Below are 25,709 nucleotides of genomic sequence, written 5' to 3' on the forward strand. Positions count from 1 at the left end.
CTGCTAGACGTGTTGGATAAGCAGATTGACCGGGAAATCCCCCAGCGCGGTGCTGACCTGCAGCTCCCTGTTTTTTGTGACTGCGGTGCTCGAAAAAAGTCCCTTCAGATTTTCGTCAGAGGCGTCGAACGGTAAAACCACCCGCGTATCGCCCCAGCGCAGCGCATCGACCATGGGTAGGGCACTGTTTTCCAGCAGTGTTGCGCAACGGATCGGCACGATCACGATGACCCGTTGCTCCCCATGCTCGCGGGCAAACGCGAGCACGTTGTGCGCCTGGCTGCCCAGCACCTCGAGGGCCTGGTACGAACCGCGGCGGAACAATTCGCTGTGTTCGGTGCGCAACTGCAGCACCTGGGCGATCAAGGCCTGCTTGATTCGCCCGTCTCGCCAACCGGACAACAGTTCCTCTGCGGGCGTCGCCGTCAGGGTCTGTTCGCGCAGACCGTAGTCCACCGGCCGGCGGTTGTCCGGATCGACCAGACTGAAATCCCAATACTCGTTGCCTTGGTACAGATCCGGTATCCCCGGCACCGTCATGCGCAGCAAGGTTTGCGCCAGACCGTTGAGGGCGCCGGCCGCAGCGATGCTGTTGACGGTCTTGGCCAGCGCCCCGCGCAGCAGTTCGCCTTCGGGGGCCAGCAGCAATTGTTCGGTAAACGCTTGAGCTGCGTTTTCGTAAGCCTCGTTCGGCGCGCTCCAGCTGCTTTGCAGCTTGGCTTCGCGCAGGGCTTTCTGCTGCCACTGCCAGATTCGTTTGGCGTAGTCGGCGAAACCGGCCTGATCGTCGTCGCGCAGGTCCAGCGGCCAACTGCCGAGCAGCGCCTGATAGAGGATCAATTCGTCCGCCGACGACGGCAGCTGATCGTCATGACGCAGCGGCCGGGCGAGGGCGCGCCACAGTTCGATCTGTTCGGCGTACCAGTGGCTGCGTTCGCTGAGCACGGCCAGCCGCGCGCGGGTGTCTTCGCCGCGTTTGTGGTCGTGGGTGGCGGTGGCCAGCAGGTTGTCCGGGAAGCTCGCCAGACGTTGCTGGTTCACCGCGTGAAAGTCGCTGACCGGCGCGCTGAACTGCTCGGTGTTGTAGCCGACGTCATTGCGCGACAGCAGCACCGCCGAGCGATACAGCGCGGTGTCTTCCACCGCTTTGGCGGCGGCCGGTGAAGTGAGTTGCTGAAAGCGCACGCAGGCATGCTTCAGAATCTTGCGCGAACGGCCACGGGGCTTGCGTCGCCACGGCTGGCCGCCAAGCCAACCGGCTACAGAGTCGAGCACCGGCCAATCGGCTTCGCTCAATGTCTGCCGCGCACCGTCCATGGCCTGCTGGAAAAACACCTCGTCCCGCGCCGAGCGGCCCATCGGGGTGATGTAGGTGCGATAGACCGGGAAGTGCACGATCAGCGCCTGCAACACCCGACGAATCGAGCCGAGCGTGAGGTCTCGGGTCATCAGGTCATCACGCGCCACTTGCAGCAGGGCCTGGGCGACGCTTTCGCAATCGCTGGCCAGCGAGCCGTTGAGGATCTGCTGGCGCGCCAGCTGCGCTTCTTCGATAAACGCAGAGGGACGCTCGGTGCGGCGTTTCCACAGATCGCCAAGCACATGTTCGCCGTCCGGATCGTGTTGCAGCAGCGACAGCTGGTTCATGAATTCATAACCGGTGCTGCCGTCCACGGACCAGTCGGTGGGCAGGGTTTCGCCGTCGCCGAGGATCTTCTCGACGTAGATCGGCAAGTGTCGGCCCGGTGCCAGGTGGTCGAGGCGGCGGCGCAGTTTGCGGCAGTAACTGCGCGGGTCGGCGAGGCCGTCGATGTGGTCGATGCGCAGGCCGTCGATCAAGCCTTCGCCGATCAACTGGAAGATCTTGCCGTGGGTGGCCTCGAACACCGCCGGGCGTTCGACGCGCAAACCGCCGAGTTCGTTGATGTCGAAGAAGCGCCGCCAGTTGATGTCATCCGCCGCCGTGCGCCAGCTCGCCAGGCGATAGCTTTGCCGCTCCAGCAATTGATGCAGGCGCTGAAAACCTTCTCCGGTCTTCGAATCGTAGTGGGTCAGGTTGCGCTGGATGGCCTGGAGGATTTGCGGGTCGCTGGCCAGTTGCTGAAGTTCTTCCTTGAGCGGGAGGGCCAGCGAGCGGGCGTCGGTCTGGTAACTGAGCGCGCTGAAGCGGTCGGCGAGGGCCTTGAGCGCTTCATTCGGGGCGTCATCGGATTTGAGCAGTTCACCGTAATCGCCGGGGCAGATCGGAAAGTAATGTTCGTAATGCTCGACATGAAAGGTGCCGCTCTCTGCGTTGAACACCAGCGGCAGGGTCGCGTCCTGTAGCGCGACGCCGTAATCGCTGCCGAGAAATGGCAGCAGCAACTGGCCTTCCATCAACGGGTCGGGCGAGTGCCACTGAATGTCGAAGAATTCGCCGTAGGGGCTGAGCCGTCCCCATTCCAGCAGGTCGAGCCACCACGGGTTGTCGCCGCCACCGACTGCCATGTGATTGGAGACGATGTCGAGGATCAGCCCCATGCCGTGTTCGCGCAGGCTGGCGACCAGACGGCGCAATGCCGGCTCGCCGCCGAGTTCCGGATTCACCCGGGTCGGGTCGACCACGTCGTAGCCATGCATCGAGCCCGCGCGGGCGGCGAGCAGCGGCGAGGCATAAATGTGGCTGATGCCGAGTCGGGCGAAATACGGCACCAGTGGCACCGCCTGATCAAGGGTAAAACCGCGATGAAATTGCAGGCGGACCGTGGCGCGCAGTGTCTGGATAGGCAGTGCACTCATCGGTCACGCTCGGCTGCCTGAAGACGCGCGCAAGCCAGCAGTTCCAGGCGTCGTGCGGCGTCAACGCCGTCGAGCAGCGCTTCACTGGTGCCCGGCAAGCGACGCGACCAGTTTGGGTGGGTGTCGATGGTGCCGGGCAGGTTGGCCTGTTCGTCGAGCCCCAGCGCATCTTCCAGTGGCAACAGCACCAGCGGCGCCCGGGTGTGGCCGAGGAAACGTACAGCGGCGTCGACCACCTGATCGGCTTCGTGAGATTCCTCGCGAAAGTTTTGCGGGTCCTGGCTCAGGGCACCGCGCAGGCCTTCACGCTCGCGTTCGCGGTAACGGCGCCAGTCGATTTCGCCATTGGCGTCGATCAGCCCGAGCCGCGCGTTCCAGTCGATGTCGCGGCCATGCCACCAGCCGTTGAGGGTCGGCAGATCGTGGGTGCTGGTGGTGGCGAGGGCGTTGTCCGGCCAGTCGAGGATCGGCTTGAAATGGGTGTTGTCCTGTTCAAACAACAACACGCGCATGCCGAGCATGGCCCGGGCGACGAGTTTTTCCCGCAGACCATCGGGCACGGTGCCGAGGTCTTCGCCGAGCACGATCGCTTGATGGCGATGGGATTCGAGGGTCAGCAGACGCAGCAGGTCATCCACTGGGTAATACAGGTAGGCGCCGTCCGCCGGGACCGCGCCGTTGGGGATCACCCACAACCGTTGCAGGCCCATGACATGGTCGATACGCAACCCGCCGGCGTGGGCGAAGTTGGCGCGCAGCATGTCGATGAACGCGCGAAAACCGTTGCGCACCAGACCTTCCGGGGAAAACGCGGAAATGCCCCAGCCCTGGCCCGAGCGATTGAGGATGTCCGGCGGTGCGCCGACGGTCAGCGAGGCGAGCAATTCATCCTGAAAGCTCCAGGCCTGACTGCCGGCACCGTCCGCACCCACGGCCAGGTCCGCAATCAGGCCGATGCCCATGCCGGCGCTGCGGGCGGCGGTCTGGGCGCGTTCGAGGCAGCGGTGGATCAACCACTGGCAGAACGCGAAGTAGCTGATGCGCTCGGCGTATTCTTCGGCAAACGCGCCAAGGGCGGCGCCGCGCGGGTCATGCCAGTGTTCCGGCCATTGGCGCCAATCGAGGTTTTCGCCACTGGCGGCGCGCATTTCCTGAATGGCTTCGAAGCGGCAGTGGTTTTCCAGCGCTTCGCCGCCGGCATCGCGGAAGTTGGAGAAATCCGCATGTAACGGGTGCTCGCCGCTGATGAAGCCGTCGTACAGGGCTTGCAGCAGTTTCAGTTTGGCCTCGGCGGCTTTCGGCCAGTCGATCAGTTTCAGGTTTTCCAGTTGCTCGAACTGATCGGTCAGGCCGGCCGCCTCAATCGCATCGCGCAGCGCGCGCTCGCCGAGTATCGCGCCGGGTGCGGCGTACAGCGCATTGAGAAACAGCCGACTGGACGGCGAGTAAGGGCTGTAGCGCCCGGTGTCGGCGCTGAACATCGCGTGCAGCGGGCTGATCGCCAAGGCATCGGCACCGCGCTCGCCGGCCACCCGGGCCAGTTCTTCCAGGGCCTGGGTGTCGCCGAAACCGCCATCGCCGGGGCGGCGCAGGCCATACAGCTGCACGCTCAGGCCCCACGCGCGAGGTATCGGGCTGTCCACCGCGTCACCCACGCTGAAGCAGCGTTCCGGTGCTACGGCCAGGGTGAATTGCTGGTCGGCGATGTGCACTTGCTGATAGCCGACCGGAATCTCGCCGGGCAACACGGCCTCGGCATCCAGCTTCAGGTTCAGGCGCGAGCCGTCTTCAAGGTGAATCTCGCAAGGGGTTTCGGGTTCGAAATAACGGGCCAGGTCCACGCCCACGCCGGCGTCGGCAGTGAGCAGCGGTGGCAGATGGCGATTTTCCTGCACCTGTTGCAGTTCGAGCAGGCTGGCGTCGATTTCCTGGGCCGTTCCGGCCGGGTGACCGAGGCCGGTCAGAACATTGCGCAGCACCGCCGGGGCGACTTTTTGCGGTCGGCCGTTGGCGTCAATCCAGTCGACGGCAAGGCCGGCTCGGCTGGCGAGAATTTCCAGTTGCGCATCGCTCATAGGCGCTCTCCATCCAGGGGTGGCAAAGGGGTTGCGGCCGTGAGGCTGACGAGCGCGCAATACGGGGGCAGTTGCCCCTCATCCGACAGGCCAGCGTCGGATGGCTGACGAAACAGCCACACCGAATCAGCCTGTGGAAGGTTGACCACTGGCGTATCGCTGAGGTTCAGGTCGATTCGCAGCTCGCTGCCATCGCCCAGCCGCCAGCGCGCGCTGACCGCCCCGGGCCCCAGCACCTGGGCGCCGAGTGCCTGCGTTCCGGACAGGTTGGGAATGATGTATTGATGGCGCAATTGCAGCAGTTGGCGGTACAGCGCCAACGTCTCCCGTTGCCGAGCTGTGCCGCTGCCGACCAGCCGCGGTTGTGAGGCGTGAAACGTTTGCTCGGCGTTCGGATCGGGAATCTGCTCGCGCTTGTGCGGATCGGAGAAAGCACTGAAAGCGGCAAACTCGTTGCGCCGGCCTTCGCGCACCAGTTTCGCCAGTTCGCCATGGTGGCTGGTGAAGAACAGGAACGGCTGTTCGGCGGCGTATTCGTCGCCCATGAACATCAGGGGAATCATCGGCGACAGCAACAACAGCGCTGTCGCAGCCTCCACCGCGCGCGGGTCGGCCAATTGATGCAGGCGCTCGCCGAAGGCGCGGTTGCCGATCTGGTCATGGTTCTGCAGGAACAGCACGAACGCCGTGGAGGGCAGATGCTCGCTTGGCTCGCCGCGGGGTTCGCCGTGGCGGGTGATATGCCCCTGAAACACGAAACCCTGGCTCAGGCAGCGGGCCAATTGCTCGGTGGGTTGCAGTGCATAGTCCGCGTAATAGGCGTCAGTTTCACCGGTCAGCAACACGTGCAGGGCGTTATGGCCGTCGTCGTTCCACTGCGCGTCATAGTTTTCCTCCAACAGGCTCGACTGGTTGAGTTCGTTCTCGATGGTCAGCCACACATGGCGGGCGGGGTCGATCTGCTGACGTATGCGATGTGCGAGTTCAGGCAGAAAGTCCGGGCTTTGTATGGCATGCACCGCGTCCAGTCGCAGGCCGTCGAAACGGTATTCCAGCAGCCACATCAAGGCGTTTTCGACGAAGAAGTCCCGCACTTCGCGACGACGAAAGTCGATAGCCGCGCCCCACGGCGTGTGTTTGTCTTCGCGGAAAAAGCCCTTGGCGTAGCGGTGCAGGTAATTGCCGTCGGGGCCGAAGTGGTTGTAGACCACGTCGAGAATCACTGCCAGGCCATAACCGTGGGCGCTGTCGATAAGGTGTTTGAGTTGTTCCGGCGTGCCGTAACTGGCCTGCGGTGCGTAATGCAGCACGCCGTCGTAGCCCCAGTTGCGATCGCCGGGAAACTGCGCGATCGGCATCAGTTCGATGGCGGTGACGCCCAGCCCGGCCAGACGCGCCAGATGCTGCTCGACTTCGGCGAACCCGCCGAGCGCACCGACATGCAATTCGTAGATCACCGCTTCGTTCCACGGCCGACCTTGCCAGGTGGTGTTGCGCCAGGAATAGAGGTGCGGATCGACCACCACACTGTGGCGGTCGAGGTCACCGTCCTGCGCTCTGGAGGCCGGGTCGGGCACCTCCAGTTCGCCGTCGATATTGAAACGGTAGCGGCTGCCGGCGGGGCAGCGGGTCTTGATGACAAACCAGCCATCGCCCTGGGGCAGCATGGGCAGGGACTGGCCGTTGCCCAGCTCGACGCTGACGAAAAACGCATCCGGCGCCCACAACGCGAATTGCGTGTGGTCGGCATCCAGCATGATCGCGCCGTGGGGCCAGCTTTCAGGTGTCCGTGACGGCATCGTTGAAAACCTCCCTGGTTATTTGTGGTGCGTTTTACCCAGCGCCTTGGCCACCAGTTGTTCGTAGAGTTCGGCGTAGGGTTCGACCGCCTTGCACCAGTTGAACGGCGCGGCCATCGCCCGGCAACGCATTGCGTGCAGCAGGTCCGGGAACGCAAACACCTTGAACGCGCGGCTCAGGGCTTCGCGGTAGCTGTCCGCGGTCGATTCGTTGAACAGGAAACCGGTGACGCCGTTTTCAATGGTGTCGGCCAGCCCGCCAGTGTTGCGTGCCACCGGCAACGAACCGAAACGCTGGGCGTACATCTGGCTCAGACCGCAGGGTTCATACCGCGATGGCATCAGCAGGAAATCGCTGCCGGCAAACATGCGTCGGGCGTCGGTTTCATTGAAGCCGATGCGCACGCCGATCTGCCCGGGGAAGCGCAGCGCCAGCTCGCGCATGGCCTGTTCTTCTTCCGGTTCGCCACGGCCGATGATCGCGATCTGGCCACCGTTCTGGACGATGTATTCCGATACCGCTTCGGTCAGGTCGAGGCCTTTTTGATAGACCAGACGCGAGACCACTGCAAACAGAGGACCTTCGGACTCGTTCAGGCCGAACAGTTCGCGCACGTGGGCGGCGTTGATGGCCTTGCCTTCCCAGTCGCCGATGGCAAATGGCGCGAACAGATGCGGGTCGGTGGCAGCGTCCCAGCTCTCATCAATGCCGTTGGGAATGCCGCTGAGCAAACCTTGCTGGGTCTTGGCGGCGAGAAAACCGTCCAGACCGCAGCCGAAATCCGGAGTGGTGATTTCCTGCGCGTAGGTGGCGCTGACCGTGGTGATGTGGCTCGAATAGGCCATGCCGGCCTTGAGGAACGACATCTTGCCGTAGAACTCCATGCCTTCCTGTTGCAGGGCATGGGCGGGAATCCCGAGTTCCGGGCACGAGCCCAGGCTGGTCACGCCTTGATAGGCGAGGTTGTGAATGGTGAACAAGGTCGGCGTGCGTTGCCCGCGCCAGTGCATATAAGCAGGCGCCAGCCCGGCCGGCCAGTCGTGGGCGTGCACCAGATCCGGGCACCAGTGGATTTGTGCGAGGTTGGCGGCGATATCGGCAGCGGCCAGGCCCAGACGGGCGAAGCGGATGTGGTTGTCCGGCCAGTCGCGACCGTTGTTGGCGCCATACGGGCCGCCGTCGCGAGCGTAGAGTTCAGGGCAGATCAACACATAGATGACCAGACCGTCAGGCATGTCCATGCGCCCGATCTTGCAGGGCGGCAGCGCGGCGTGGCCGCCCAGTTCGCCGATGATGTGGATCGGATTCTCGCTGTTCATCACTTGCGGGTAGCCGGGGATCAACACCCGGACGTCATGCAGGTGCGCCATGGCGCGGGGCAGGGCGGCAGAAACGTCTCCCAGACCGCCGGTCTTCACCAGATCGGCGATTTCCGAGGTCACGAACAGCACTTTTTTCTTGTTCGGGTTCTGGCTGGCCACCGGGGTCAGCGTCTTGGTGCTCGGGACGTTGATCGACCGGCTGCCGGGAATGCTTATGGTGCTCGATTCACCCATCGGCTGATGAGCACGTTCTCCCTGAATATCCAATGCCGCACTGATCATATGAATCTCCCGTCTTTTTTTGATCTGATTCTTGTCTTGAACAAGCGATGTCCATGGCCAGGTCCTGTGGCCGGGCGCAAACGCGCCACGCATCGGTGAGCAAACGCTACCCAACACGTGCAAGCAGAATGGGTGAGAGGGCCATTGCAAGACTTGAACCAGTCACTTTGGCCCTGCCTATCAGATGACCCGCCGCGATCAGCAAAAGTTTCGACGAATTTTTGACTTTATGACCGGCCGGTTTTACCCCGCGAAAACCAGTCTAGGCCAGATCCTAGAGCGGGCCAGGCCAATCGGATGAATTGTTCGACAATCTGTTGCGGGCTCACGAAATCCGTGGCTTCGGGAGAGGGGGCGCCCCGACGAAGTGCATGTTTGGCGGGGTCGATGATGCAAAATGGTGACCGGCCGGTCACGATTTCGGGCGCCGGGAAAGTGCGGGCGCACTGTTGCGGTGCGGACAGTTGTGTTGGCGGGCGAACAGCGGGTGCTGCTTCGCGGGCAGGGATTGCCCGCGAAGGCGAGGAGTTTCAGTTGAGCAGGCGGATCGGTTCCCCGGCTGACCAGGCTTGAATGTCTTCGATCATCTGCGAAAAGAACAGCTCATAGTTCTGGCGGCTGACGTAGCCGACATGCGGCGTGGCCAGCACGTTGTCGAGGGTGCGAAACGGGTGCAGCGCAGGCAGCGGTTCCTGATCGAACACGTCGAGGGCCGCACCGCCGAGGCGCTGTTTCTGCAAGGCTTTGATCAGCGCCGCTTCGTCGACAATCGGTCCGCGCGCGGTGTTGACCAGCAGCGCGGTCGGCTTCATCCAGTCCAGGGTCTGGGCATCGACCAGCCCCCGGCTGCGGTCGCTGAGCACCAGATGCACCGACAACACGTCAGCCTGTTCGAACAATTGCTGCTTGCTGACATAAGTGACGCCGACCTGTTCGGCGCGCTCGGCGGTGAGGTTTTCGCTCCACGCGATCACGCGCATGCCGAACACCTGACCGAACTGCGCCACCCGCTGGCCAATGCTGCCGAGGCCGAGAATGCCGAGGGTCTTGCCGTGCAGGTCGCCGCCCAGGCCTTGCTGCCACTGGCCGGCGCGCAGGGCGTTGGCCTCGTTCAGCAGATTGCGGGTGGCGGCCATGATCAGCGCCCAGGTCAGTTCCGGCGCCGCGTGTTTGTAGCTGTCGGTGCCGCAGACCTTGATCCCGAGGCGGGCGGCGGCCGGCATGTCCAGCGCCGCGTTGCGCATGCCGCCGGTGACAAGCAGCTTCAGGTTCGGTAAGCGTTTGAGCAGGTCTTCATCGAAGCGCGTGCGTTCGCGCATCACGCAGATCACTTCGAACTGGCCCAGACGTTCGGCCAGCGTGGCGTTGTCCGCCGGGTACTCATGGACGAAGGTGACTTCGCCGAGACTGTCGAGCACCGACCAGTCAACTACGCCCCGCGCGACGTCCTGCCAGTCATCGATCACCGCAATCTGCACCGCCATCAGCGTTACCTCTTCAACGAACGGGATTGGTTTTGTCCAGCCAGCCCAGCAGTGCCTCGTGAAACTTCGCCGGCTCTTCCATCTGCGGGGCGTGGCCCATGCCGGGGAATTCCACCAGCGTGGACTGAGGAATCAGTTTCGCGACCTGCTTGCCCAGCACCTCGTAGTGACCGATTTTCGCCTTCACTTCCGGCGGCGCAATGTCCTTGCCGATGGCCGTGGTGTCGGAAGTGCCGATCAGCAGCAGGGTCGGCATCTTCAGGTCTTTGAACTCGTAGTACACCGGCTGGGTGAAGATCATGTCGTAGATCAGCGCCGAGTTCCATGCGACCTGAGTCTTGCCCGGGCCGTTGCTCAGGCCCGCGAGCATGTCCACCCAACGGTCGAATTCGGGTTTCCAGCGGCCGTCGTAATAGGTTGTGCGTTCATAGTCGCGAATGCCCTGGGCGGTGACTTTCAGTTCGCGCTGATACCACTGATCGACGCTGCGATACGGCACGCCGAGGGCTTTCCAGTCTTCCAGGCCGATCGGATTGACCAGCGCCAGTTGCTCGACCTGATCCGGGTATTGCAGCGCGTAACGGGTGGCGAGCATGCCGCCGGTGGAGTGGCCGAGCAGAGTGGCTTTCTGGATGCCCAGCGTCTTGAGCAGTTGCTGGGTGTTGGCCGCCAGTTGCTGGAAGGTGTACTGGTAGTGATCGGGTTTGCTGGAGGTGCAGAAACCGATCTGATCCGGGGCGACCACCCGGTAACCGGCCTCGCTCAGGGCCTTGATCGAACTGTCCCAGGTCGCGCCGCAAAAATTCTTGCCGTGCATCAGCACCACGGTGCGTCCGTTGGCCTTGCCGTGGGCGGCGACGTCCATGTAACCCATCTGCAGCGACTTGCCCTGGGACTGAAAGGCAAAGTGCTTGAGGGTGTAGGGATAATCGAAACCTTGCAGCTCCGGGCCGTATTGCGGGCCTTCGGCGTGAGCAAGCAGGGGCAGGGCGGCGGTTAGCAGCAAGCCGGGCAGCCAGCGGGTCAGCGACACAGACATAGGACAACTCCACAAGAAATCGGCCGATGCTGGAACGGCCGGATTAGGGCGACGTTAAACACAGGCAATCCCCGGGCCGGATCGTTCAACCGAGCCAGCCTAGGGTGAGCATCGCCAGCACCCCGTAGCGGGCGCCTTTGGCGAGGGTGACGATCAACAGAAAGCGCCCGAGGGGTTCACGCATGACCCCGGCGATCAACGTCAGCGGGTCGCCGATCACCGGCAACCAGCTAAGTAGCAGCGACCAGTGACCATAACGCTGATAGTGAACGCGGGCACGCTCCATATGCTTCGGGCTGACCGGAAACCAGCGCCGGTCCTGAAACCGTTCCAGCCCGCGCCCCAGCCACCAGTTCACCAGCGAACCCAGGACATTGCCCAGCGTCGCCACCGCCAGCAGCCCCCACAGCCAGTAACGATCGCTGACCAGCAGCCCGACCAGCACGGCTTCCGATTGCAGTGGCAAGAGTGTCGCTGCGCCAAACGCGGCCAGGAACAGCCCGAGATAACCCGCCGTCATCAATGGGCCGGGTAATCCGCCACCACCACATCGGCGCCGTCTTTCTTGAGGCCGATCACTTGATACGCATCGCTCATGCCGTCCATTTCCATGCCCGGCGAGCCCATTGGCATGCCCGGTGCGGCAACGCCCAGCAGGTCGTCACGCTTGCTCAGGGCCAGCACCTGTTCCGCCGGGACGTGGCCTTCGACGAATTTGCCGTTGATGATTGCGGTGTGGCAGGACGCCAGACGTGGCGGTACACCGTGTTGCTGCTTGAAGCTGCTCATGTCGGACTCGACGTGGTCTTCGACCTTGAAGCCATTGGCTTCCAGGTGGCTGATCCACTTTTTGCAACAGCCGCAGTTGGCGTCGCGGTGGACTTCGATCGGGATAAGGTCGGCGGCTTGCGCCAGGGAGGAAATGAACAGGGCGCTCAGGGCAGCCAGACGCAGGTGGTTTCGCATGGAGGGCTCTCGGCTCGAAGGAGGAACGGTCAAAAAAGAAAGGCATTTTGACCGGTTTTTCCTGCCGGGCATCAACGGAGTGTTTCCAAGTGATACGAGGCAGGCCTGCCAACATGATCGTAGATCAAAGCTGACAGGCCACTGAGCGCAAGATGACAAAACGGTCAGCGAACCTTGAAGCGCCCCATGATCGCGCTCACCCTGCTATTGGCTTCCAGCAACTGGCAGGTGTTGAGTTCGCTGGCCTGGCCGCTTTCCACCAGCTCATCAACCATGTGGCGGATCTGCACCATGCTGCGGTTGATCTCTTCGGTGACCGCGCTTTGTTGCTCGGCGGCGGTGGCGATCTGGGTGCTGAGGCTGTTGATGTGGCTGACCGAACCGGCCATCTCGTCGAGGCCACTGTTGACTCGCGCCGTGGCATCGGCGGCCGACTGGCAGCTGGCCTGGGTGTTTTCCATGGCGCTGACCGACGAGCTCACGCCCTGGGTCAGACGGGTCAACATTTCGTTGATTTCGGAGGTGCTGGCCTGGGTGCGGGCGGCGAGGGCTCGTACTTCGTCCGCTACCACGGCAAAACCGCGACCCTGTTCACCGGCGCGGGCCGCTTCGATGGCCGCGTTGAGCGCCAGCAGGTTGGTCTGGCCGGCAATGGCGCCGATCACGCCGAGGATTTCGGTGATGCGCTGGGCGTCCTGCTGCATGCTTTCGACTTTGTGGGTGGCGCTGGCCACTTCGTCGATCAACGCCACCACGCTGCCGGACGCTTCACCGACCACAATGCGGGAACGGTCGGCGTTTTCATTGGCGCGCTGGGTGAAAGCGGCGGTTTCGGCGGCATTTTGCGCGACGCTTTCGGCGGTCGAGCTCATTTCGTTGATCGCGGTAACGGTCTGGTCGGTTTCCGAAGCGTGGCGCAGCAGAATCTGGCTGGTGTGCGCCGAGGTGCGTTGCAGGTTGTCGAGGCTCGAAGCCATGGCGCCGGTGGCCTGGGTGACCTCGCCGATCATGTTCTGCAGGTAGGCGATGAAGGTGTTGACCGAATGCCCGATGGCACCGAGTTCATCTTCAGCGCGAATGGTGATGCGCCGGGTCAGGTCGGCATCGCCGCTGGACAGCGAATCGATGTTGGCTTTCAGCGCTTTCATGCGCGAGACCAGTTGGCGGATCGCGTAGACCTGCAACAGCACCAGCAGGATCACCAGCGGAATCTGCAACAGGCTCAGGCTGCTGAGCACGTCGTCACGCTGGGCGGTGAGCATTTTGGTCGGCAGCGCGGTGGCGAGGAACCACGGGGTGCCTTCGATCGGGCGCATGAAGAACGTGCTGGCTTCCCCGTTGTTGTCGAATTCGACGCGCTGCGCCTGCTCACGGTTTTGCAGCCCGGCCTTGACCTGGCTGGCGAAGGTCGAGCCGCCGGCCAGTTCGCTGATGTTCTTCAGCACGATCGGCCCGCTGATGCGCGAGCTGTTGCTGATGATCTTGCCGTCGGCCTCGACAATCAGCATTTCGGCGTTGAGGTCTTTTTCCTTGCGCGCCACCAGATCGTTGAAGAAGCCCAGGGTCACGTCGATGGTCGAGACGCCCCAGGCGCTGCCGTTTTTCTGGATGGCCATGGCGCAGTTGGTGCGCGGTTCGGCGCTGGCGTCATCTTTATAGGCAGCGGCCCACGCGCACTGGCCGCGCGGGGTTTGCATGCCGCCCTTGTACCAGCTCTGGTCATAATAATTGGGGGCCGCGTCGCTGTTCCAGAAGGTGTTCACCGCCAGTTTGCCGGAGGCATCCCGGTGCCAGAACGTACTGAACTTGTTGCGCCCGGCCTCACGCTGGCCGGGCAGCGGCCAGATGCCGCCGCCGAATACTTTGAGTTCGCCGTATTGATCCACCAGCCCCGGCAACACCGTGTCGATGGCCGCGCTGTCGAGCAGCGGAATGGTCTGGGTGATGCTGCGCTGTTGCGCCTGGACCTTGTTCAATTCGCCCTGGATCTGCTCGGCCACTTCAGCGATGCGGTTGAGCACGACCTGTTCTTCGGTATGGCGCAGCTTGGGCGCGACCAACTGGCTGATGCCAACCACGGTCAGCACCGACAACAACAGAATGAACAGAACCAGAAACAGCGTGTAGCGAGCCTGAATGGTGCGGAATGCGGGCATGGAAACCGGTCCTTGAGCAGGGATTCTTATTGTGGGCAGGGGAAAAACAGCGCGGGTTTCCTAACGTATCGTCGGGTACTCGGGAAGCTTTAGGTACTTTCGTCCTAAAAGAGCCGATCCCGACCAAAGGAAGGTATCTGGCCTGATACACGGGAACTAACCGTCCCGAACATTAGAGCAATAAACCCACTTTCATCACCTTGTCATGAACGCTCTAGTCCCGTATTTCCGGGGCTGTTGCCGATTTGTATCGTGAATGTACAAAAATTGTAAAAAAGTGCAGAAAGGAGTTGGTGCCATTAGTTTGCCGGCCGATACTCCGGGCAACTCAAATGTGGTTCAACAAGGAATTTTTCATGTTTTCCTCGCAAGGAGCTTGCTCATGACTATCGGATATACCGGTGCCTGGCAACCCAAGGCGGGTTTGCTGGTTCGAGACACAGGCAGCTCGAGCAAACCGGTTTCTCAAAGCGTGAAGGTCAAGCAGATGCTGGCCCTGGTCGGCAACGATCCCAACGCGATCAGCATCGCGGAGATGGACAAACAGGGGCTGCACAAGAACATCAAGGGTTTCGATCCCACCAATGTTTCTGCCAAGCAGTTGGGCAGTCTCAGTGCAATGCTGCGTGGCCGGGGCCTGATTTCCGAGATCACGTCCATGACCCTGCTCAATGCCGGCGACAAGTTTGATCGCTTCGGCATACAGAAGGACCCGGATGCCAAGTTCAATGCGCTGGAGTACTTCGCAACGCAGCTGGATACCATCCAGAACAACAATCTCAAGGGCAACAAGTACGCGAATACGTTGATCCCCGAGTACAAGAAAGCCATTTATGTACTGCAGAACCTGCAGACTTATGGTCAGGGCGGGGAGCGCAAGCCTCCTACCGATCAAGGTATAAAAGCCAAGGCATGACAGACAGAGCCCGCCCAGGTAACGGGGCGGGCTCTTTCGTTTATGGGCGATTGCCGCAAGCGTGGAGTTTAGAGGGCGAGGCGATCTGCCGCTGCATATCGTCATGCAGTCGCTGCATTTGCGGGCAATGCAATATCAGCGATTTGGGCTGGAACCCCCGATGAAACAACGCCAGCCATCCAGCGCCTCGTTCATCGGGCGCCAGTCCGCTGAACACGAAACCCATCGTCGATAACCGGCGCCAGGCATTGTCGAAACCCTGCGCCAGCCTGAGCCTGATCGAAATCAGCCAATGGTCGGGCAGTTGTTGCAGCTGCTTGAGCAAACTGTCGTCCACTTCGTTGAATACCCCGTCGTATCGCCCCCAGCGCTGTTCCAGCTGCGCCGGTGCGCCGACCCAGGGCGACACGTTCACCCGCGTTCCGAACACGTCGCACATCTGCTGCATGAACTCACGGCATTCATCCGGCCAGGTCAAGGCCGGCAACGGGCGCTGATAACCATCGCCCGGGGCGTAACCCAGCACGAGCGATTCCGTCACCGCGCCGCCAAAGGGCGACGGTGCGTGATCGGGCAACACGCCGGTGTTGTGAAAACCAAGGCCGGCGGCCATTTTCTGGGTGTAGGGGTGATGGGTCATTTGCTTGATCGTGACCCCCTGATAACCCAGCGCCTGCGCATGGATCAGCAAATGCCGGCCCATTTGCGTGGCGACGTTTTGCCCACGGATCTGCGGATCTACCACGCTCAGGGCCAGTTCGGCGAGGGATGATCCTTTGTCGAGAATCAACGCGGAGTGACCTGCCACTTGACCGTTCGCCACCGCTACTAACGAGTGCCAGCGGCGGTCGGCATAGTTCTGGCTGATCATGCGGGGCAGATAAACATGCGGCTGAGCGTAATGGTCGCCATAGATCTTTCTGAACAGGTGGCTGACGGCCGGGGCGTCACTGGTGCGGTAGCCTCGCAGGGTGATCGCGTCCATCAGCAGGTCCCCTGGCCAGAGCCGTTGTAGACGCGCCGATCGAGCACGTGTTGCCGTTTGCCGGAGCGTGGATGGCGTGCCAGTTCCTGAACCTTGCAGCAGCGAATCTGCAATACCAGCAGGTGATCGGCGCTCAGTTGCCTGATCAACGGATAATCTTCGATCAAGGCACTGTGCAGCGTCTGGTCGGCTTCAGCGTTTGCCGGTGTCAGGGCGTCCGGCGCCCAGTGCAGGCGCAGGATATCCACGGCGTCATCCTGCTCGATGACCAGTTGCCAATCGTCGCTGCCGGTGATGCGCAGCACGGTCTCGCCAATCGATTGCGGCAGCAGAGTCAGAATGCCCACGCGCACCCTCTGGCTGTCGGCGCAGCGGCCCATCAGCGCGAACTTGCGCCCCGACGTGCCTGGCGGCTCTCGCCAGCACGCACGGTCGCCGACCGGGTAGCGGATCAACGGCATCAACCGGCGCGTGAGGTTGGTCATGACCAGGCGCCCGACCCGACCGCATTCTTCGATCACTTCACCGGTCTGTTCGTCGAGAATTTCCAGCACACCGTGGCCTTCGGGAGCCCGGTGTTCGCCAAGAGCGCAGTCACGATGGCTGGCACCGATGAATCCGGCGTCCACGCTGGCGTAGCCGATCGAGGCCACGCGGGCATTGGGGAACACCCGCTCAAGCCGTTGCAACTGTGCGTCAAACAGGCTTTCGCCGGCGTAGAGCAGGGCGGTGACACCCTCGAGGGCCCGGCCATTCTGCTCGAGCCACGCGGCAAAGCTCAGCAGATGGGCCGGTATACCCGCGAGCACATTGATCCGGTGCCGGTCGATCGCATCGGCGAGAAGGTTCGAGTCGATATGGCCGGTGAAGGGAAACTCGACGATCTCGGTTTCAACCTGCGCCAGCGCATCGTGGGTGAAGATGAAACTGGCATACAGGTCACCCGCAAAGAACAGGTTGGCCACCCGGTCCCCGGCGCTCAGCTGCGCGTCGAGACTGCGACCGAAGTCCGTCACCAGCGTCTGCCATTCCTCGCGCCGGAACAGTGAAAACTTGCCGGCGCTGGTGGTGCCTCCGGTCTTGAAAACCAGTGCGTCATTCAGCGGCGCCGTCAGGACAGGCCAATGGTCAAGGTCATGACTGCCTTTCCAGTATTCCACGGGGTCGATCACCGGCAGTTGTTCCAGTGATGAGATGTGCGGGGGAATGTCGGCGAAGTGGCTTGCATAAAAGCCGGAATGCCGTCGCGCCAAGGTCACCAGTTCTTGCAGTTCAAATCGTGTGTTCATGTTCGGCTCCTTGCCTGTCTGCGCAGGGAACAACGCCCCGATTGTCGATCAGCAGCGGCGTCTTGCCGCTGTGTTTGTTGCGGGTGAACCGATCGCTGGCGCAAACCTCTACCTCAACGGTCAGCAGTCCGGTGTGGATGAGCGTCGCCAGGGTCGGATAGGTCAGCAGGCGACGCTGTACATCATCGGCTTGCCGTGGGCTGCGAAAGCGCATGCGCTCCAGGCCGTCCGGGGCATGTTCGAGGATCAGCTGGAACTCGGTCTGCAGATGCTCTGCCAGTTGCGACAGGCAGATGAAGTCGGTGCCGATGCGCATCAATCTGCCGTGGCGTTGCAGCAGTTCGAAGCGCGGCGTGGGCAGCCCGCAGTCACACGCACCGGGGAGCCAGCGACCGCTGTCGCCGACGTCGTAGCGCTGAACGTCCTGCCCCTCGCGCTCGATGGAGGTGAATACCAGACGCCCGGTTTCACCATCGATCACCGGTCGATCAGCCTCGAATTCGACGATCTCCAGATGCTGGATATCGCTCATGAGATGAAACACGCCATCGCCGGTGGCCGGGCAAGCATGGCCGAGCGGCCCGGCGTCGACACTGCCGTAAATGGCCGAGCGAATCAGCCTGACGCCGCAGCTGCGCATCAGCGCAAGGCTTTGTTTGCCAGGATGTTCGCCGCCGAGGAAGACTTTTTCGATCCCGCCATATTCGCGTAGCCGTTCCTGCTCATTGAGGAACAGACGGTGCAGGGTGCTTGGCATACCGACCAGCACGGTGACGCGCTGGTCGATGATTATCTGCGCGATCTCGCGGTAATCGTCATCGGCCGGCGCCCCCATCGGCAGGTGCGTGGCCCCCAGCAGCTCCAGCACTTTGGAAAAACTGAAAAAACCGCCATACAGCCCGCCGCTGAAGAACAGGTTCATCACCCGGTCGCGGCTCGGGTCGAGTCCCGCCGCGAACAAGCCGTCGGCGCTGGCACGCATCTGCCGATCGAAGTCGCGGTAGCTGTAACCGGCCAACGCCGGGGTGCCGCTGCTGCCGCCGGAGCGGAAATACAACCGCGACGTTGAATGGATCGGAAGGGTGACAAAGGTGTCCTTGCTCATGATCGGCAGATTGGCCACGCAGGGTGGCGTCGGCAGAGGGTCGAGCGTGGCACGGGTCGCAAGCTCTGTAGCCGGCAGACTGACCGATACCCGACGGCTCAATCTCTGCAAGGCATACACACCGTCGTGGGGTTCGCCCTCATAGCCCTCGTGAATCGCCTGCACCGGAGTGACCCGTGTGACACCTGCAGCGATCAGCGTTTGAGCCAGTTCGGCCATTTCTTGTTCGGCACACATCAGTCCGGCGCTTTGCAACACGTTTCGCCAGGGCAACAGCGCCTCGGCGATCCGTGCGCGCGACATCGGTTTGAGCAGCAGGCTGCGAAACAGCGGCGAGGGACCGAGTTGCTGGTCGTGGGTCCAGATCACCCGCCAGTCCGGCGCCTGCCACACATGACCGCTGGCCCCGCCAAAGCTCTGGGCCAGGCGCGCCATCGCCGTTCGGGTGGTGATTTCCGAGGCCTCCTGAATCGAAGGCGGCAGGACTGGCCATTGCCGGGATCGACGCTCGAACGCCTCGGCCAGTTCTTCGCCGATTGAGCGCAAAGTGTTTTCATCGTCACTGTCCACCAGCAGCCATTGCGGGCTGGAGCAGGCCTGCTGATCGAGGCGGCAGACTTCATCGGCCACGCTGTCCAGGGCTTCTGGCGTGACCGTTGCCGGTGTCAGGTAGATGAAGCTGATGCGGTGGCCCCAGTCGATCCAGCGACATCCGGGTGCCAGTTGCTGGCGGATGGCTTGCAGCGCCGACTCACCGCCCCACGCTGAAACGCCGTTGGCCTGTTGGCACAACTGACCGATCTGGGCCGTGCTGGCCGGAACGACGGCGACATGCCCGGCGATCTGGCCGGTCACATCACACTGCGCCAATCCATGAAGCAATTGCGCCGTCAGACCCTGATCGCTGCTGCTGGGGCGCAACCAGTTGACGTTGCCGGCCAGCAGGCCTTCGATCACCGCACAGAAAGCCAGCAGCGGTGCATTGCCGGGGGTGATGTGAACCACCAGGCCCAGCGGGCTCCAGCGTTCAAAGCGTGACTGGCGATAGTCGAGGCGACGCAGGCTGCCCGGCTGCTCGCCGAGTTCGCGCTCAAGCTTGCGCCGAAGGGCCGCGGGTTGGCAGAACTCGATCAGTGACTGGCGTTGCTCGGGATCGATAGGCAATGCCGTGTCCGGATCCTGCAGACGTTTGGCGAAAGCGGCTGCTGCGCTCAGCACGGTCGCTGTTTCGAGTGTTTTGGCCAATCGTTCCGGCAAATCCAGGTAAAGCTGTTGCAGTGCGCCGTCGAGGGTGCAGTCGTCGTGAAGCTGTCCGTTGATCAAGTACATATCAGTGCTTCCCCAGCAGTTCAGAGGCGGCCAGGGCGCAGCTACGGCCAGCGGTGGTGGCCGCGCGGCCATGCAGTTCGAACAAGTCGGTGGACAGACCACAGCCACAGCTGGCGCCGGGATGCAGGGTGGCGAGATCGCTCATGACCACCGCGTGCGCGGGGCTCGAAGAAATGTAAGGCGAGACAAAACTCAGCAAGCCCTGACGGCCGTAAGGCTGAACCGTAAAGTCAGCGGGATGGCGCACGAAAACCTTCGAATAGACCGGTACATGGAAACGGTGGTGAGCACATTCGAGATAAGGCACCGCATGCTCGACTGCGCCGTAGCCGTCACGGCAACGGGACATCTCGATGCCCAGTTGGCGGTGAATGCGTTCGTACAGTTGCTGGCGGGGAATCTCTTGCGCCGCGTGGGTTTTCCAGCCGCCGCCAAACAGCGTCAGCGAGCCTTGCGCCAGTTGCAGGTCAGCCACCCCGGTCGCCTGCATGCGTTGCAGGGTCTGCCAGAGAAAGGCCGGGAAGCCGAAGATCCGTACCGGCAAACCTTCTTCGGCGAAGGACTGCAAGGCTGCGATCACGCCAAAGCCGTCGAATTCATGACCGCCACCCGTTCGGCGCAGTGCGTAGGCCACGCGATTGACGGGCGCGAAGCCGCACAGAAACTGATCGGTGAATGATGTTCCCAGGCTGATGCTGCCCTCGGGTTCATAGCTCAGCAGCAGGTAGTTGCACGGCGTGTGCAGGGTGTCCCAGTCATAGTGCTGGAAGATCCGCTCGACCATGTTCTGGGCCGCGCCCAGGCTGCGCTCGTCGTAACGCATGCGGCTTTTCTCGCCACTGGTGCCGGAGGAGGTGAGTTCCAGCGCGTCCATCCCGGTGGGGCTGAGCAGGGCCTGGCGCTTGAAATAACTGGCGAAGATCGGCGGAAGGCGTGACCAGTCATCTAGATGGTCCAGGTCACCTGCGTTCAGGCCGTTGGCATTCAACCAGTGTTCGTATCCCGGAGTGTGCTGGCTGTGAAACCGGCTGATTTCGGCCATGGCCTGGTTAAACAGCCCGTCCGGCACGGAATCCGGGCAATAGGGTTGCGTCAACGCACAGAGTGCGTCGCTGTAGGGGAAGTGGTTCATCAGGCGTCCTTGTCGTTATGTTGAAGAAGCAGTGTCTGCCGGGACGTGTGGCAGAAACCGGTACAGCAGGGGCAGGCTGAGCAGGCCGCCCAGCGCCGCCCAAATAGCGAAGGATTCAAGACGGGTGCCGCCGCCGATCGCTGCGATCAACGAACCACCGACACCCATCACGGCAATCGAAATCATGCCGATCGCGGCAGACACCAGACCTTTGCTGTCATTGCTGGAAAACAGTGCCAGTCGGTACAAAGCGGCGTTGCTCATGCCCAGCCCCACGGCATACAGCCCAAGGCCGGTCATCAATCCGGCAAGCGAAAGGCTGGTCACCGCGGTGGCGATCAAGGTCAGCAAACCCAGGCAGAACGGCCAGAGCGCCAGGCGAATCAATTGCGGCAGATCCCGCGACGCCAGCAGTCGGTCGAGGATCAGATTGCCGACGATGACCGCCGAAAACACCGGAATCTGCCACAGCGCATATTCGCGCGTGGTCAGGCCCAGCAACTGGACAAGAAGAAGCGGCGCCAGTCCGATCCAGGCAATCAGTGGCAGGCTCATCAGACCCAGGGCCAGGCAGGTGCCGACAAACCGGTGATTGCGCAGCAATGCAAGGTAGCGGCTACTGATCTGGCGAAACGAGAAAGGGATCGGCGCTTGTCGACCTCCATCGTGGCGGACAACGCCGATCGTCTCCGGCATGCAGGCATACAGTCCGAGCCAGGTCAGTGTCGCGATCAGACCCAGACCGAGGAACAGCTCGCGCCAGCTCAGCCATTCCAGCAGCAGACTGCCGAGCAGCGGGCCGAGCAGGGGCGAAAGCAGCGCGACATTACCTAGTAACGCCATCAGGCGCACCGCATCGGCCTCGCAGAAGACTTCCTGAAGCGCGGGGTAACTGACCGCCACGACGAACCCCAGGCCCATGCCTTGCAACAGGCGCAGGGCGTTGAACACTTCGATGCCGGGCGTGGCGACAGCCGCCGCGCAGGTCACGCCGAACAGTGCGCAACCGCCCAGCAGCAACGGGCGCCGGCCGAACCGATCGGACAGCGGCCCGATCAGCCATTGCAGGCAGACACCGCCGATCAGATACAGATTGAATGCGTTGGGGATGTGAGCGGCCTCGGCTTCGAGATCCCGGGTGACGGTCAGCATGGCCGGCATGACCATGTCGCTGGCCATGTAGGTCAACCATTCGAACAGGGTGATGGCCAGACAGAAGCCGAGTGCCTGGAGTGGGGGGAGGGGGATGAGAGTTCTTTGCATGCGCTTTCACGGTCGTCGAGAGGGAGCGCAAAGGGTAGGGATGAGCAGGGATTGTTCCTACGCCATTGGTGTGACGGTCTATGACGCGGTTATGCGTGATGTTGCAAAGGGAGACTTTCTTGCTTGCAAAGGTGAAACGCCCTACGGCATTGATGGCCGAGCCATAAAAAAAGCCCACATTCCTGTGGGCATTTTTCCTGACGCTTAAATCCGTTGTTGCATTTGAATGGTTGGACGCTGGCATCCTTCCGGCGAAATGACTTAACGATGGTAGTAGTAGCCCGGGCCAGGCCCATAGTGGCGATGATCGCCATGCCAGCCGCCGTGGGGAAAGATGATGCAGCCGCTCAGGGTGAGCAGTGCAAGTACAGGAATCAGCCAGGTGATTCGACGCAGCATTTCAAGGATCCTCATGGTTAACGCCGTTTGAAGCCAAAGCTCTTCATCGGCTGTAACATGAGACCCCGTTTACCGCGGCGCATCCCCGTCAAACGGTATGCGCATGGCATCAACGCCGATACAAACCCGATACATTCCAACGGTTCAGGAACCTGTAATGACCCATAAGCAACGCTTGATATATTCGATTCTGATCGCCGTCGCCGTACTGCTGATCATGCTCGGCCTGTCCTGGCTGCAAAACGCCGGCAAGCTTAGCGAGCAAACGTTCCAGTACATCGCCATCGGTGTGGCGGTGGTGGTCGTGGTGATCAACGGCGTGATGCGCCGCAAGGTCAAGCCCTGACGGCGTCTGCCGGGTGCTTCAATCGTTGTTGAGCACCGCGGCAGCCTGGGGATGGAGGCTGTAGCTCTTGTCGTCGTTGAACGTGATAACGCCTTCGGCACACAGACGCTTCAACACTTCACGAACGCTGAGGAAGGACAACGGAATGTCCAGATCCAGCAGTTGGCTATGCACGCCACGCACACCCAGACGACGGTCGTCCTCGGCGGCGACCAGCAGGGTGTCGATGACTTTGAGGCGAATCAGGCTGGTGCGCAGGCCGAAGCTTTTAAGCAGCAAACGGATGCGCTCATTGCCGTGACGCTCGATCCGTTGCCCGAATACGTCGACGTGCGAACCCATGGGCGCTCCTTGTGGGGTCTGGCTACCTTCCGATGGTAGGGGTGGGTTGTACATGCGATTACTCCTTTCAGAGCCTGATCAGGAAAGGTTTTTTGTGCTCTCTCTAAACAAGACGTTTCAGCTCGACAAATCATGAAGCGAAAAATGTAGAAAATTTGTCGTGGTTTTGTCTTTTCCCCGTGATTACGGTGCGAGAGGGCTGTGTGACCGACTAAATTTTTTTTCCGCGGCTTCGTTTTCTGGACAGGCTCATTGCGCGTGACGCGTGGGTGATTTCAGAGCGAGCCGGGCCCGACGTGTTCACGGTGGCGGGCGGTTCGCTCTACGGCATTTCGATCAGGAGCGAGCGTGACTATTTCCAGGCAATTCACCGGACTGACCCTTGCCGGCCTGTTTCTCGGGCTGAGTCTGTCGGCGCAGGCGTTCAGCCCGTCCGTTCAGACCGGCGCGGATATCCGTCGCACAGGCTTTGGCGTACCGCACATCCGTGCGGAGAACGAACGCGGTCTCGGATTCGGCATCGGTTATGCCTATGCGCAGGACAACCTGTGCCTGCTGGCCAACGAGATCGTGACGGTCAACGGCGAGCGGTCGCGGTACTTCGGGCCGGAGCAACTGACAGTCGAAGAGCGCGAGAACCGCGTCAGCGACGTGTTCTTCCAGTGGCTCAACACGCCGCAGGCAGTGAACGCTTTCTGGCAGGCTCAGCCGGTCGAAGTGCGTGATCTGGTGGAAGGTTATGCCGCCGGCTACAACCGTTACCTGGCCGAACGTCGCCAGCAGGGACTGCCGCAACAGTGCCAGGGTGAATGGGTGCGCGATATCGCCGCCGAAGACCTGGTAAAGCTGACCCGTCGCCTGCTGGTCGAGGGCGGTGTCGGTCAGTTCACCGAAGCGCTGGCGGGTGCTACTCCGCCGCAGGCCACTGCGCAGATTGAAAACGATGCGCGGGCTTACCAACTGGCGGACACGCGCCAGCAGCGCTTCGCCCTGGACCGTGGCAGCAACGCGGTAGCGGTGGGCAGCGAGCGTTCGTTCAATGGCCGTGGGATGCTGCTGGCCAACCCGCATTTTCCGTGGGTCGGCGGCATGCGCTTCTATCAGATGCACCTGACCATTCCGGGCAAACTCGATGTGATGGGCGCGGCGCTGCCGGGCCTGCCGATGATCAACATCGGCTTCAACCAGCACCTGGCCTGGACCCACACCGTCGACTCGTCCAAGCATTTCACCCTGTATCGCCTGCAACTCGATCCGAAGGATTCGACCCGTTACCTGCTCGACGGCCAGTCGTTGCCGATGAGCAAGCAGACGGTCGCGGTGCAGGTCAAACAGGCGGACGGTCAGGTCGTACCGGTCCAGCGGGATGTCTACAGTTCGCAGTTCGGCCCGATCGTGCAGTGGCCCGGCAAGCTCGACTGGAACAACCAGTACGCTTACAGCTTGCGCGATGCCAACCTCGACAACGACCGGGTGCTGAAGCAGTGGTACGCCATGAACCGCGCCGGCAATCTCAAGGATCTGCAGGATTCGGTGCACACCATTCAGGGCATCCCGTGGGTCAACACCCTGGCGGTAGATGACAAGGGCCAGACGCTGTACATGAACCTGTCGGTGGTGCCGAACGTCAGCGTCGACAAACTGACCAAGTGCAGCGACCCGCGCGCCGGTCTGAAAATGATCGTGCTCGACGGTTCCAACAGCGCCTGCGCCTGGGACATTGACCCGCAAGCTGCGCAAAAGGGCATCTACGCGTCTAACCAACTGCCGCAGCTGTTGCGCAAGGACTTCGTCCAGCACTCCAACGACTCGGCATGGCTGGCCAACCCGGCGCAACCGCTGACCGGCTTCTCGCCGCTGATCAGTCAGGACGGCCAGCCGCTGGGCCTTCGCTCGCGCTTTGCGCTGGATCGTCTGGCGACCCTGAGCAAAAAAGGCCCGGTATCGGTGCAGGACCTGCAACACATGGTGATGGACGATCAGGTGTTCCTGGCAACGCAGGTGTTGCCGGATCTGTTGAAGTTCTGTGCTTCCCAGCCTGATGCAGCGTTGAAATCGGTGTGCAGCAGCCTGAAGGCGTGGGACGGCCGGGCGAATCTGGAATCGGGCGTCGGGCTGGTGCATTTCCAGACCATCATGCAAGCGATGCAGGAATCGCCGCAGGCCTGGCGTGTGGCCTTCGATCCGAAGGATGCGCAACACACACCACGCGGGCTGGCCATTGAAAAGCCGGAAGTGGCCAAGGCATTGCGCGAGGCCATGCTGGCGTCGGCCGAGTCCGCCACCAAAATGGGCCTGACCGAGAAAACCCGTTGGGGCGATGTGCAGGTGGTCAGCAGTGGCGGCCAGCAAACGCCGATCCACGGTGGCCCGGGGACGCTGGGCATTTACAACGCGATCCAGAGCGTGCCCCGTGAAGACGGCAAGCTGGAGGTGGTCAGCGGCACCAGTTATCTGCAAGTCGTCACGTTCGACGACAAGGGGCCGCATGCCCAGGGCCTGCTGGCGTTCTCGCTGTCCAGCGATCCGGCGTCGAAGTATTCCCGCGACCAGACCGAGGCGTTCTCGAAGAAACAGTGGAGCGTGTTGCCGTTCACCGAGCAGCAGATCAAGGCTGATCCGCAGTATCAGGTGCAAACCGTGCACGATGATCTGGAAAAGGCGGGGAAAGTCGCGGCGCAGTAATCACCGGTAAACATCG

The 25,709-nt window shown here is 62.0% G+C and carries 19 protein-coding genes; 3 read left to right on the forward strand and 16 right to left on the reverse strand.

The window, feature by feature from the left end; all coding sequences use genetic code 11:
• Positions 1-3 precede the first annotated feature (3 nt).
• The 9 genes from ABTV87_RS13905 to ABTV87_RS13945 form a co-directional block, all read right to left on the reverse strand.
• Positions 4-2,778, reverse strand: a complete 2,775-nt coding sequence (locus ABTV87_RS13905) for a malto-oligosyltrehalose synthase (protein ID WP_433899781.1) — start codon at positions 2,776-2,778, stop codon at positions 4-6.
• Positions 2,775-4,853, reverse strand: a complete 2,079-nt coding sequence (gene malQ / locus ABTV87_RS13910; protein ID WP_433899782.1) for a 4-alpha-glucanotransferase — start codon at positions 4,851-4,853, stop codon at positions 2,775-2,777. The genes ABTV87_RS13905 and malQ overlap by 4 nt, the downstream gene beginning before the upstream one ends.
• The gene (gene treZ / locus ABTV87_RS13915; protein WP_433899783.1) at positions 4,850-6,652 is read right to left on the reverse strand and encodes a malto-oligosyltrehalose trehalohydrolase; all 1,803 of its coding nucleotides are present in this window, start codon (positions 6,650-6,652) and stop codon (positions 4,850-4,852) included. Before treZ ends, malQ begins: the two co-directional genes overlap by 4 nt.
• Positions 6,653-6,670: 18 nt before the next feature.
• Positions 6,671-8,257, reverse strand: coding sequence for a glycogen synthase GlgA (glgA, locus tag ABTV87_RS13920; protein WP_433899784.1), 1,587 nt, complete (start codon positions 8,255-8,257; stop codon positions 6,671-6,673).
• Positions 8,258-8,787: 530 nt separating this feature from the next.
• Positions 8,788-9,741, reverse strand: coding sequence for a D-2-hydroxyacid dehydrogenase family protein (locus tag ABTV87_RS13925; RefSeq protein ID WP_433899785.1), 954 nt, complete (start codon positions 9,739-9,741; stop codon positions 8,788-8,790).
• A gap of 13 nt (positions 9,742-9,754) precedes the next feature.
• Positions 9,755-10,780 carry an alpha/beta fold hydrolase gene (locus ABTV87_RS13930; RefSeq protein WP_007957574.1) on the reverse strand — a complete coding sequence of 342 codons (1,026 nt, stop codon included), beginning with the start codon at positions 10,778-10,780 and terminating at the stop codon, positions 9,755-9,757.
• Between the two features lie 85 nt (positions 10,781-10,865).
• Positions 10,866-11,300 (reverse strand): YqaA family protein, encoded by a 435-nt coding sequence (locus tag ABTV87_RS13935; protein WP_221535778.1) that lies wholly within the window; start codon positions 11,298-11,300, stop codon positions 10,866-10,868.
• Positions 11,300-11,746: a DUF411 domain-containing protein gene (locus tag ABTV87_RS13940; RefSeq protein ID WP_007957572.1), complete on the reverse strand. Its 447-nt coding sequence runs from the start codon at positions 11,744-11,746 to the stop codon at positions 11,300-11,302. The genes ABTV87_RS13935 and ABTV87_RS13940 overlap by 1 nt, the downstream gene beginning before the upstream one ends.
• 164 nt (positions 11,747-11,910) lie before the next feature.
• Complete coding sequence (locus ABTV87_RS13945; protein WP_433899786.1) at positions 11,911-13,902, reverse strand: methyl-accepting chemotaxis protein; 1,992 nt, start codon at positions 13,900-13,902, stop codon at positions 11,911-11,913.
• A 382-nt stretch (positions 13,903-14,284) separates the two neighbouring features.
• Between ABTV87_RS13945 and ABTV87_RS13950 the strand changes: the two genes are divergently transcribed.
• Positions 14,285-14,818, forward strand: a complete 534-nt coding sequence (locus ABTV87_RS13950) for a hypothetical protein (RefSeq protein ID WP_085604016.1) — start codon at positions 14,285-14,287, stop codon at positions 14,816-14,818.
• Between the two features lie 40 nt (positions 14,819-14,858).
• Here ABTV87_RS13950 and ABTV87_RS13955 read toward each other — a convergent pair whose 3' ends face one another.
• From ABTV87_RS13955 to ABTV87_RS13980, 6 genes are all read right to left on the reverse strand, one after another.
• A complete protein-coding gene (locus tag ABTV87_RS13955) occupies positions 14,859-15,803 on the reverse strand; it encodes a GNAT family N-acetyltransferase (protein WP_433899787.1) in 945 nt (314 codons plus the stop codon).
• Complete coding sequence (locus tag ABTV87_RS13960; protein ID WP_433899788.1) at positions 15,803-17,092, reverse strand: phenylacetate--CoA ligase family protein; 1,290 nt, start codon at positions 17,090-17,092, stop codon at positions 15,803-15,805. Before ABTV87_RS13960 ends, ABTV87_RS13955 begins: the two co-directional genes overlap by 1 nt.
• The gene (locus ABTV87_RS13965) at positions 17,076-19,526 is read right to left on the reverse strand and encodes an aldehyde dehydrogenase family protein (protein WP_433899789.1); all 2,451 of its coding nucleotides are present in this window, start codon (positions 19,524-19,526) and stop codon (positions 17,076-17,078) included. The genes ABTV87_RS13960 and ABTV87_RS13965 overlap by 17 nt, the downstream gene beginning before the upstream one ends.
• 1 nt (position 19,527) lies before the next feature.
• Complete coding sequence (locus tag ABTV87_RS13970; protein ID WP_433899790.1) at positions 19,528-20,658, reverse strand: acyl-protein synthase; 1,131 nt, start codon at positions 20,656-20,658, stop codon at positions 19,528-19,530.
• Positions 20,659-20,673: 15 nt separating this feature from the next.
• Complete coding sequence (locus ABTV87_RS13975) at positions 20,674-21,921, reverse strand: MFS transporter (RefSeq protein WP_433899791.1); 1,248 nt, start codon at positions 21,919-21,921, stop codon at positions 20,674-20,676.
• A 261-nt stretch (positions 21,922-22,182) separates the two neighbouring features.
• Positions 22,183-22,335 (reverse strand): hypothetical protein, encoded by a 153-nt coding sequence (locus tag ABTV87_RS13980; RefSeq protein WP_375748081.1) that lies wholly within the window; start codon positions 22,333-22,335, stop codon positions 22,183-22,185.
• Between the two features lie 142 nt (positions 22,336-22,477).
• Between ABTV87_RS13980 and ABTV87_RS13985 the strand changes: the two genes are divergently transcribed.
• A complete protein-coding gene (locus tag ABTV87_RS13985; RefSeq protein WP_007957552.1) occupies positions 22,478-22,666 on the forward strand; it encodes a hypothetical protein in 189 nt (62 codons plus the stop codon).
• An 18-nt stretch (positions 22,667-22,684) separates the two neighbouring features.
• Here ABTV87_RS13985 and ABTV87_RS13990 read toward each other — a convergent pair whose 3' ends face one another.
• The gene (locus ABTV87_RS13990) at positions 22,685-23,062 is read right to left on the reverse strand and encodes a fe2+ zn2+ uptake regulation protein (protein WP_045121840.1); all 378 of its coding nucleotides are present in this window, start codon (positions 23,060-23,062) and stop codon (positions 22,685-22,687) included.
• A 294-nt stretch (positions 23,063-23,356) separates the two neighbouring features.
• Between ABTV87_RS13990 and pvdQ the strand changes: the two genes are divergently transcribed.
• A complete protein-coding gene (pvdQ, locus tag ABTV87_RS13995; protein WP_433899792.1) occupies positions 23,357-25,693 on the forward strand; it encodes a bifunctional acylase PvdQ in 2,337 nt (778 codons plus the stop codon).
• Positions 25,694-25,709: the final 16 nt, after the last annotated feature.

The organism is Pseudomonas sp. PSE1(2024) (genome assembly GCF_050990555.1).
Classification (GTDB): Bacteria; Pseudomonadota; Gammaproteobacteria; order Pseudomonadales; family Pseudomonadaceae; genus Aquipseudomonas; species Aquipseudomonas aphyarum.

Bases quoted from the DNA above. Each gene is read 5' to 3' on its own strand.
- ABTV87_RS13905 (WP_433899781.1), bottom strand. From the start codon at position 2,778: ATGAGTGCACTGCCTATCCAGACACTGCGCGCCACGGTCCGCCTGCAA.
- malQ (WP_433899782.1), bottom strand. From the start codon at position 4,853: ATGAGCGATGCGCAACTGGAAATTCTCGCCAGCCGAGCCGGCCTTGCC.
- treZ (WP_433899783.1), bottom strand. From the start codon at position 6,652: ATGCCGTCACGGACACCTGAAAGCTGGCCCCACGGCGCGATCATGCTG.
- glgA (WP_433899784.1), bottom strand. From the start codon at position 8,257: ATGATCAGTGCGGCATTGGATATTCAGGGAGAACGTGCTCATCAGCCG.
- ABTV87_RS13925 (WP_433899785.1), bottom strand. From the start codon at position 9,741: ATGGCGGTGCAGATTGCGGTGATCGATGACTGGCAGGACGTCGCGCGG.
- ABTV87_RS13930 (WP_007957574.1), bottom strand. From the start codon at position 10,780: ATGTCTGTGTCGCTGACCCGCTGGCTGCCCGGCTTGCTGCTAACCGCC.
- ABTV87_RS13935 (WP_221535778.1), bottom strand. From the start codon at position 11,300: ATGACGGCGGGTTATCTCGGGCTGTTCCTGGCCGCGTTTGGCGCAGCG.
- ABTV87_RS13940 (WP_007957572.1), bottom strand. From the start codon at position 11,746: ATGCGAAACCACCTGCGTCTGGCTGCCCTGAGCGCCCTGTTCATTTCC.
- ABTV87_RS13945 (WP_433899786.1), bottom strand. From the start codon at position 13,902: ATGCCCGCATTCCGCACCATTCAGGCTCGCTACACGCTGTTTCTGGTT.
- ABTV87_RS13950 (WP_085604016.1), top strand. From the start codon at position 14,285: ATGACTATCGGATATACCGGTGCCTGGCAACCCAAGGCGGGTTTGCTG.
- ABTV87_RS13955 (WP_433899787.1), bottom strand. From the start codon at position 15,803: ATGGACGCGATCACCCTGCGAGGCTACCGCACCAGTGACGCCCCGGCC.
- ABTV87_RS13960 (WP_433899788.1), bottom strand. From the start codon at position 17,092: ATGAACACACGATTTGAACTGCAAGAACTGGTGACCTTGGCGCGACGG.
- ABTV87_RS13965 (WP_433899789.1), bottom strand. From the start codon at position 19,526: ATGTACTTGATCAACGGACAGCTTCACGACGACTGCACCCTCGACGGC.
- ABTV87_RS13970 (WP_433899790.1), bottom strand. From the start codon at position 20,658: ATGAACCACTTCCCCTACAGCGACGCACTCTGTGCGTTGACGCAACCC.
- ABTV87_RS13975 (WP_433899791.1), bottom strand. From the start codon at position 21,921: ATGCAAAGAACTCTCATCCCCCTCCCCCCACTCCAGGCACTCGGCTTC.
- ABTV87_RS13980 (WP_375748081.1), bottom strand. From the start codon at position 22,335: ATGAGGATCCTTGAAATGCTGCGTCGAATCACCTGGCTGATTCCTGTA.
- ABTV87_RS13985 (WP_007957552.1), top strand. From the start codon at position 22,478: ATGACCCATAAGCAACGCTTGATATATTCGATTCTGATCGCCGTCGCC.
- ABTV87_RS13990 (WP_045121840.1), bottom strand. From the start codon at position 23,062: ATGTACAACCCACCCCTACCATCGGAAGGTAGCCAGACCCCACAAGGA.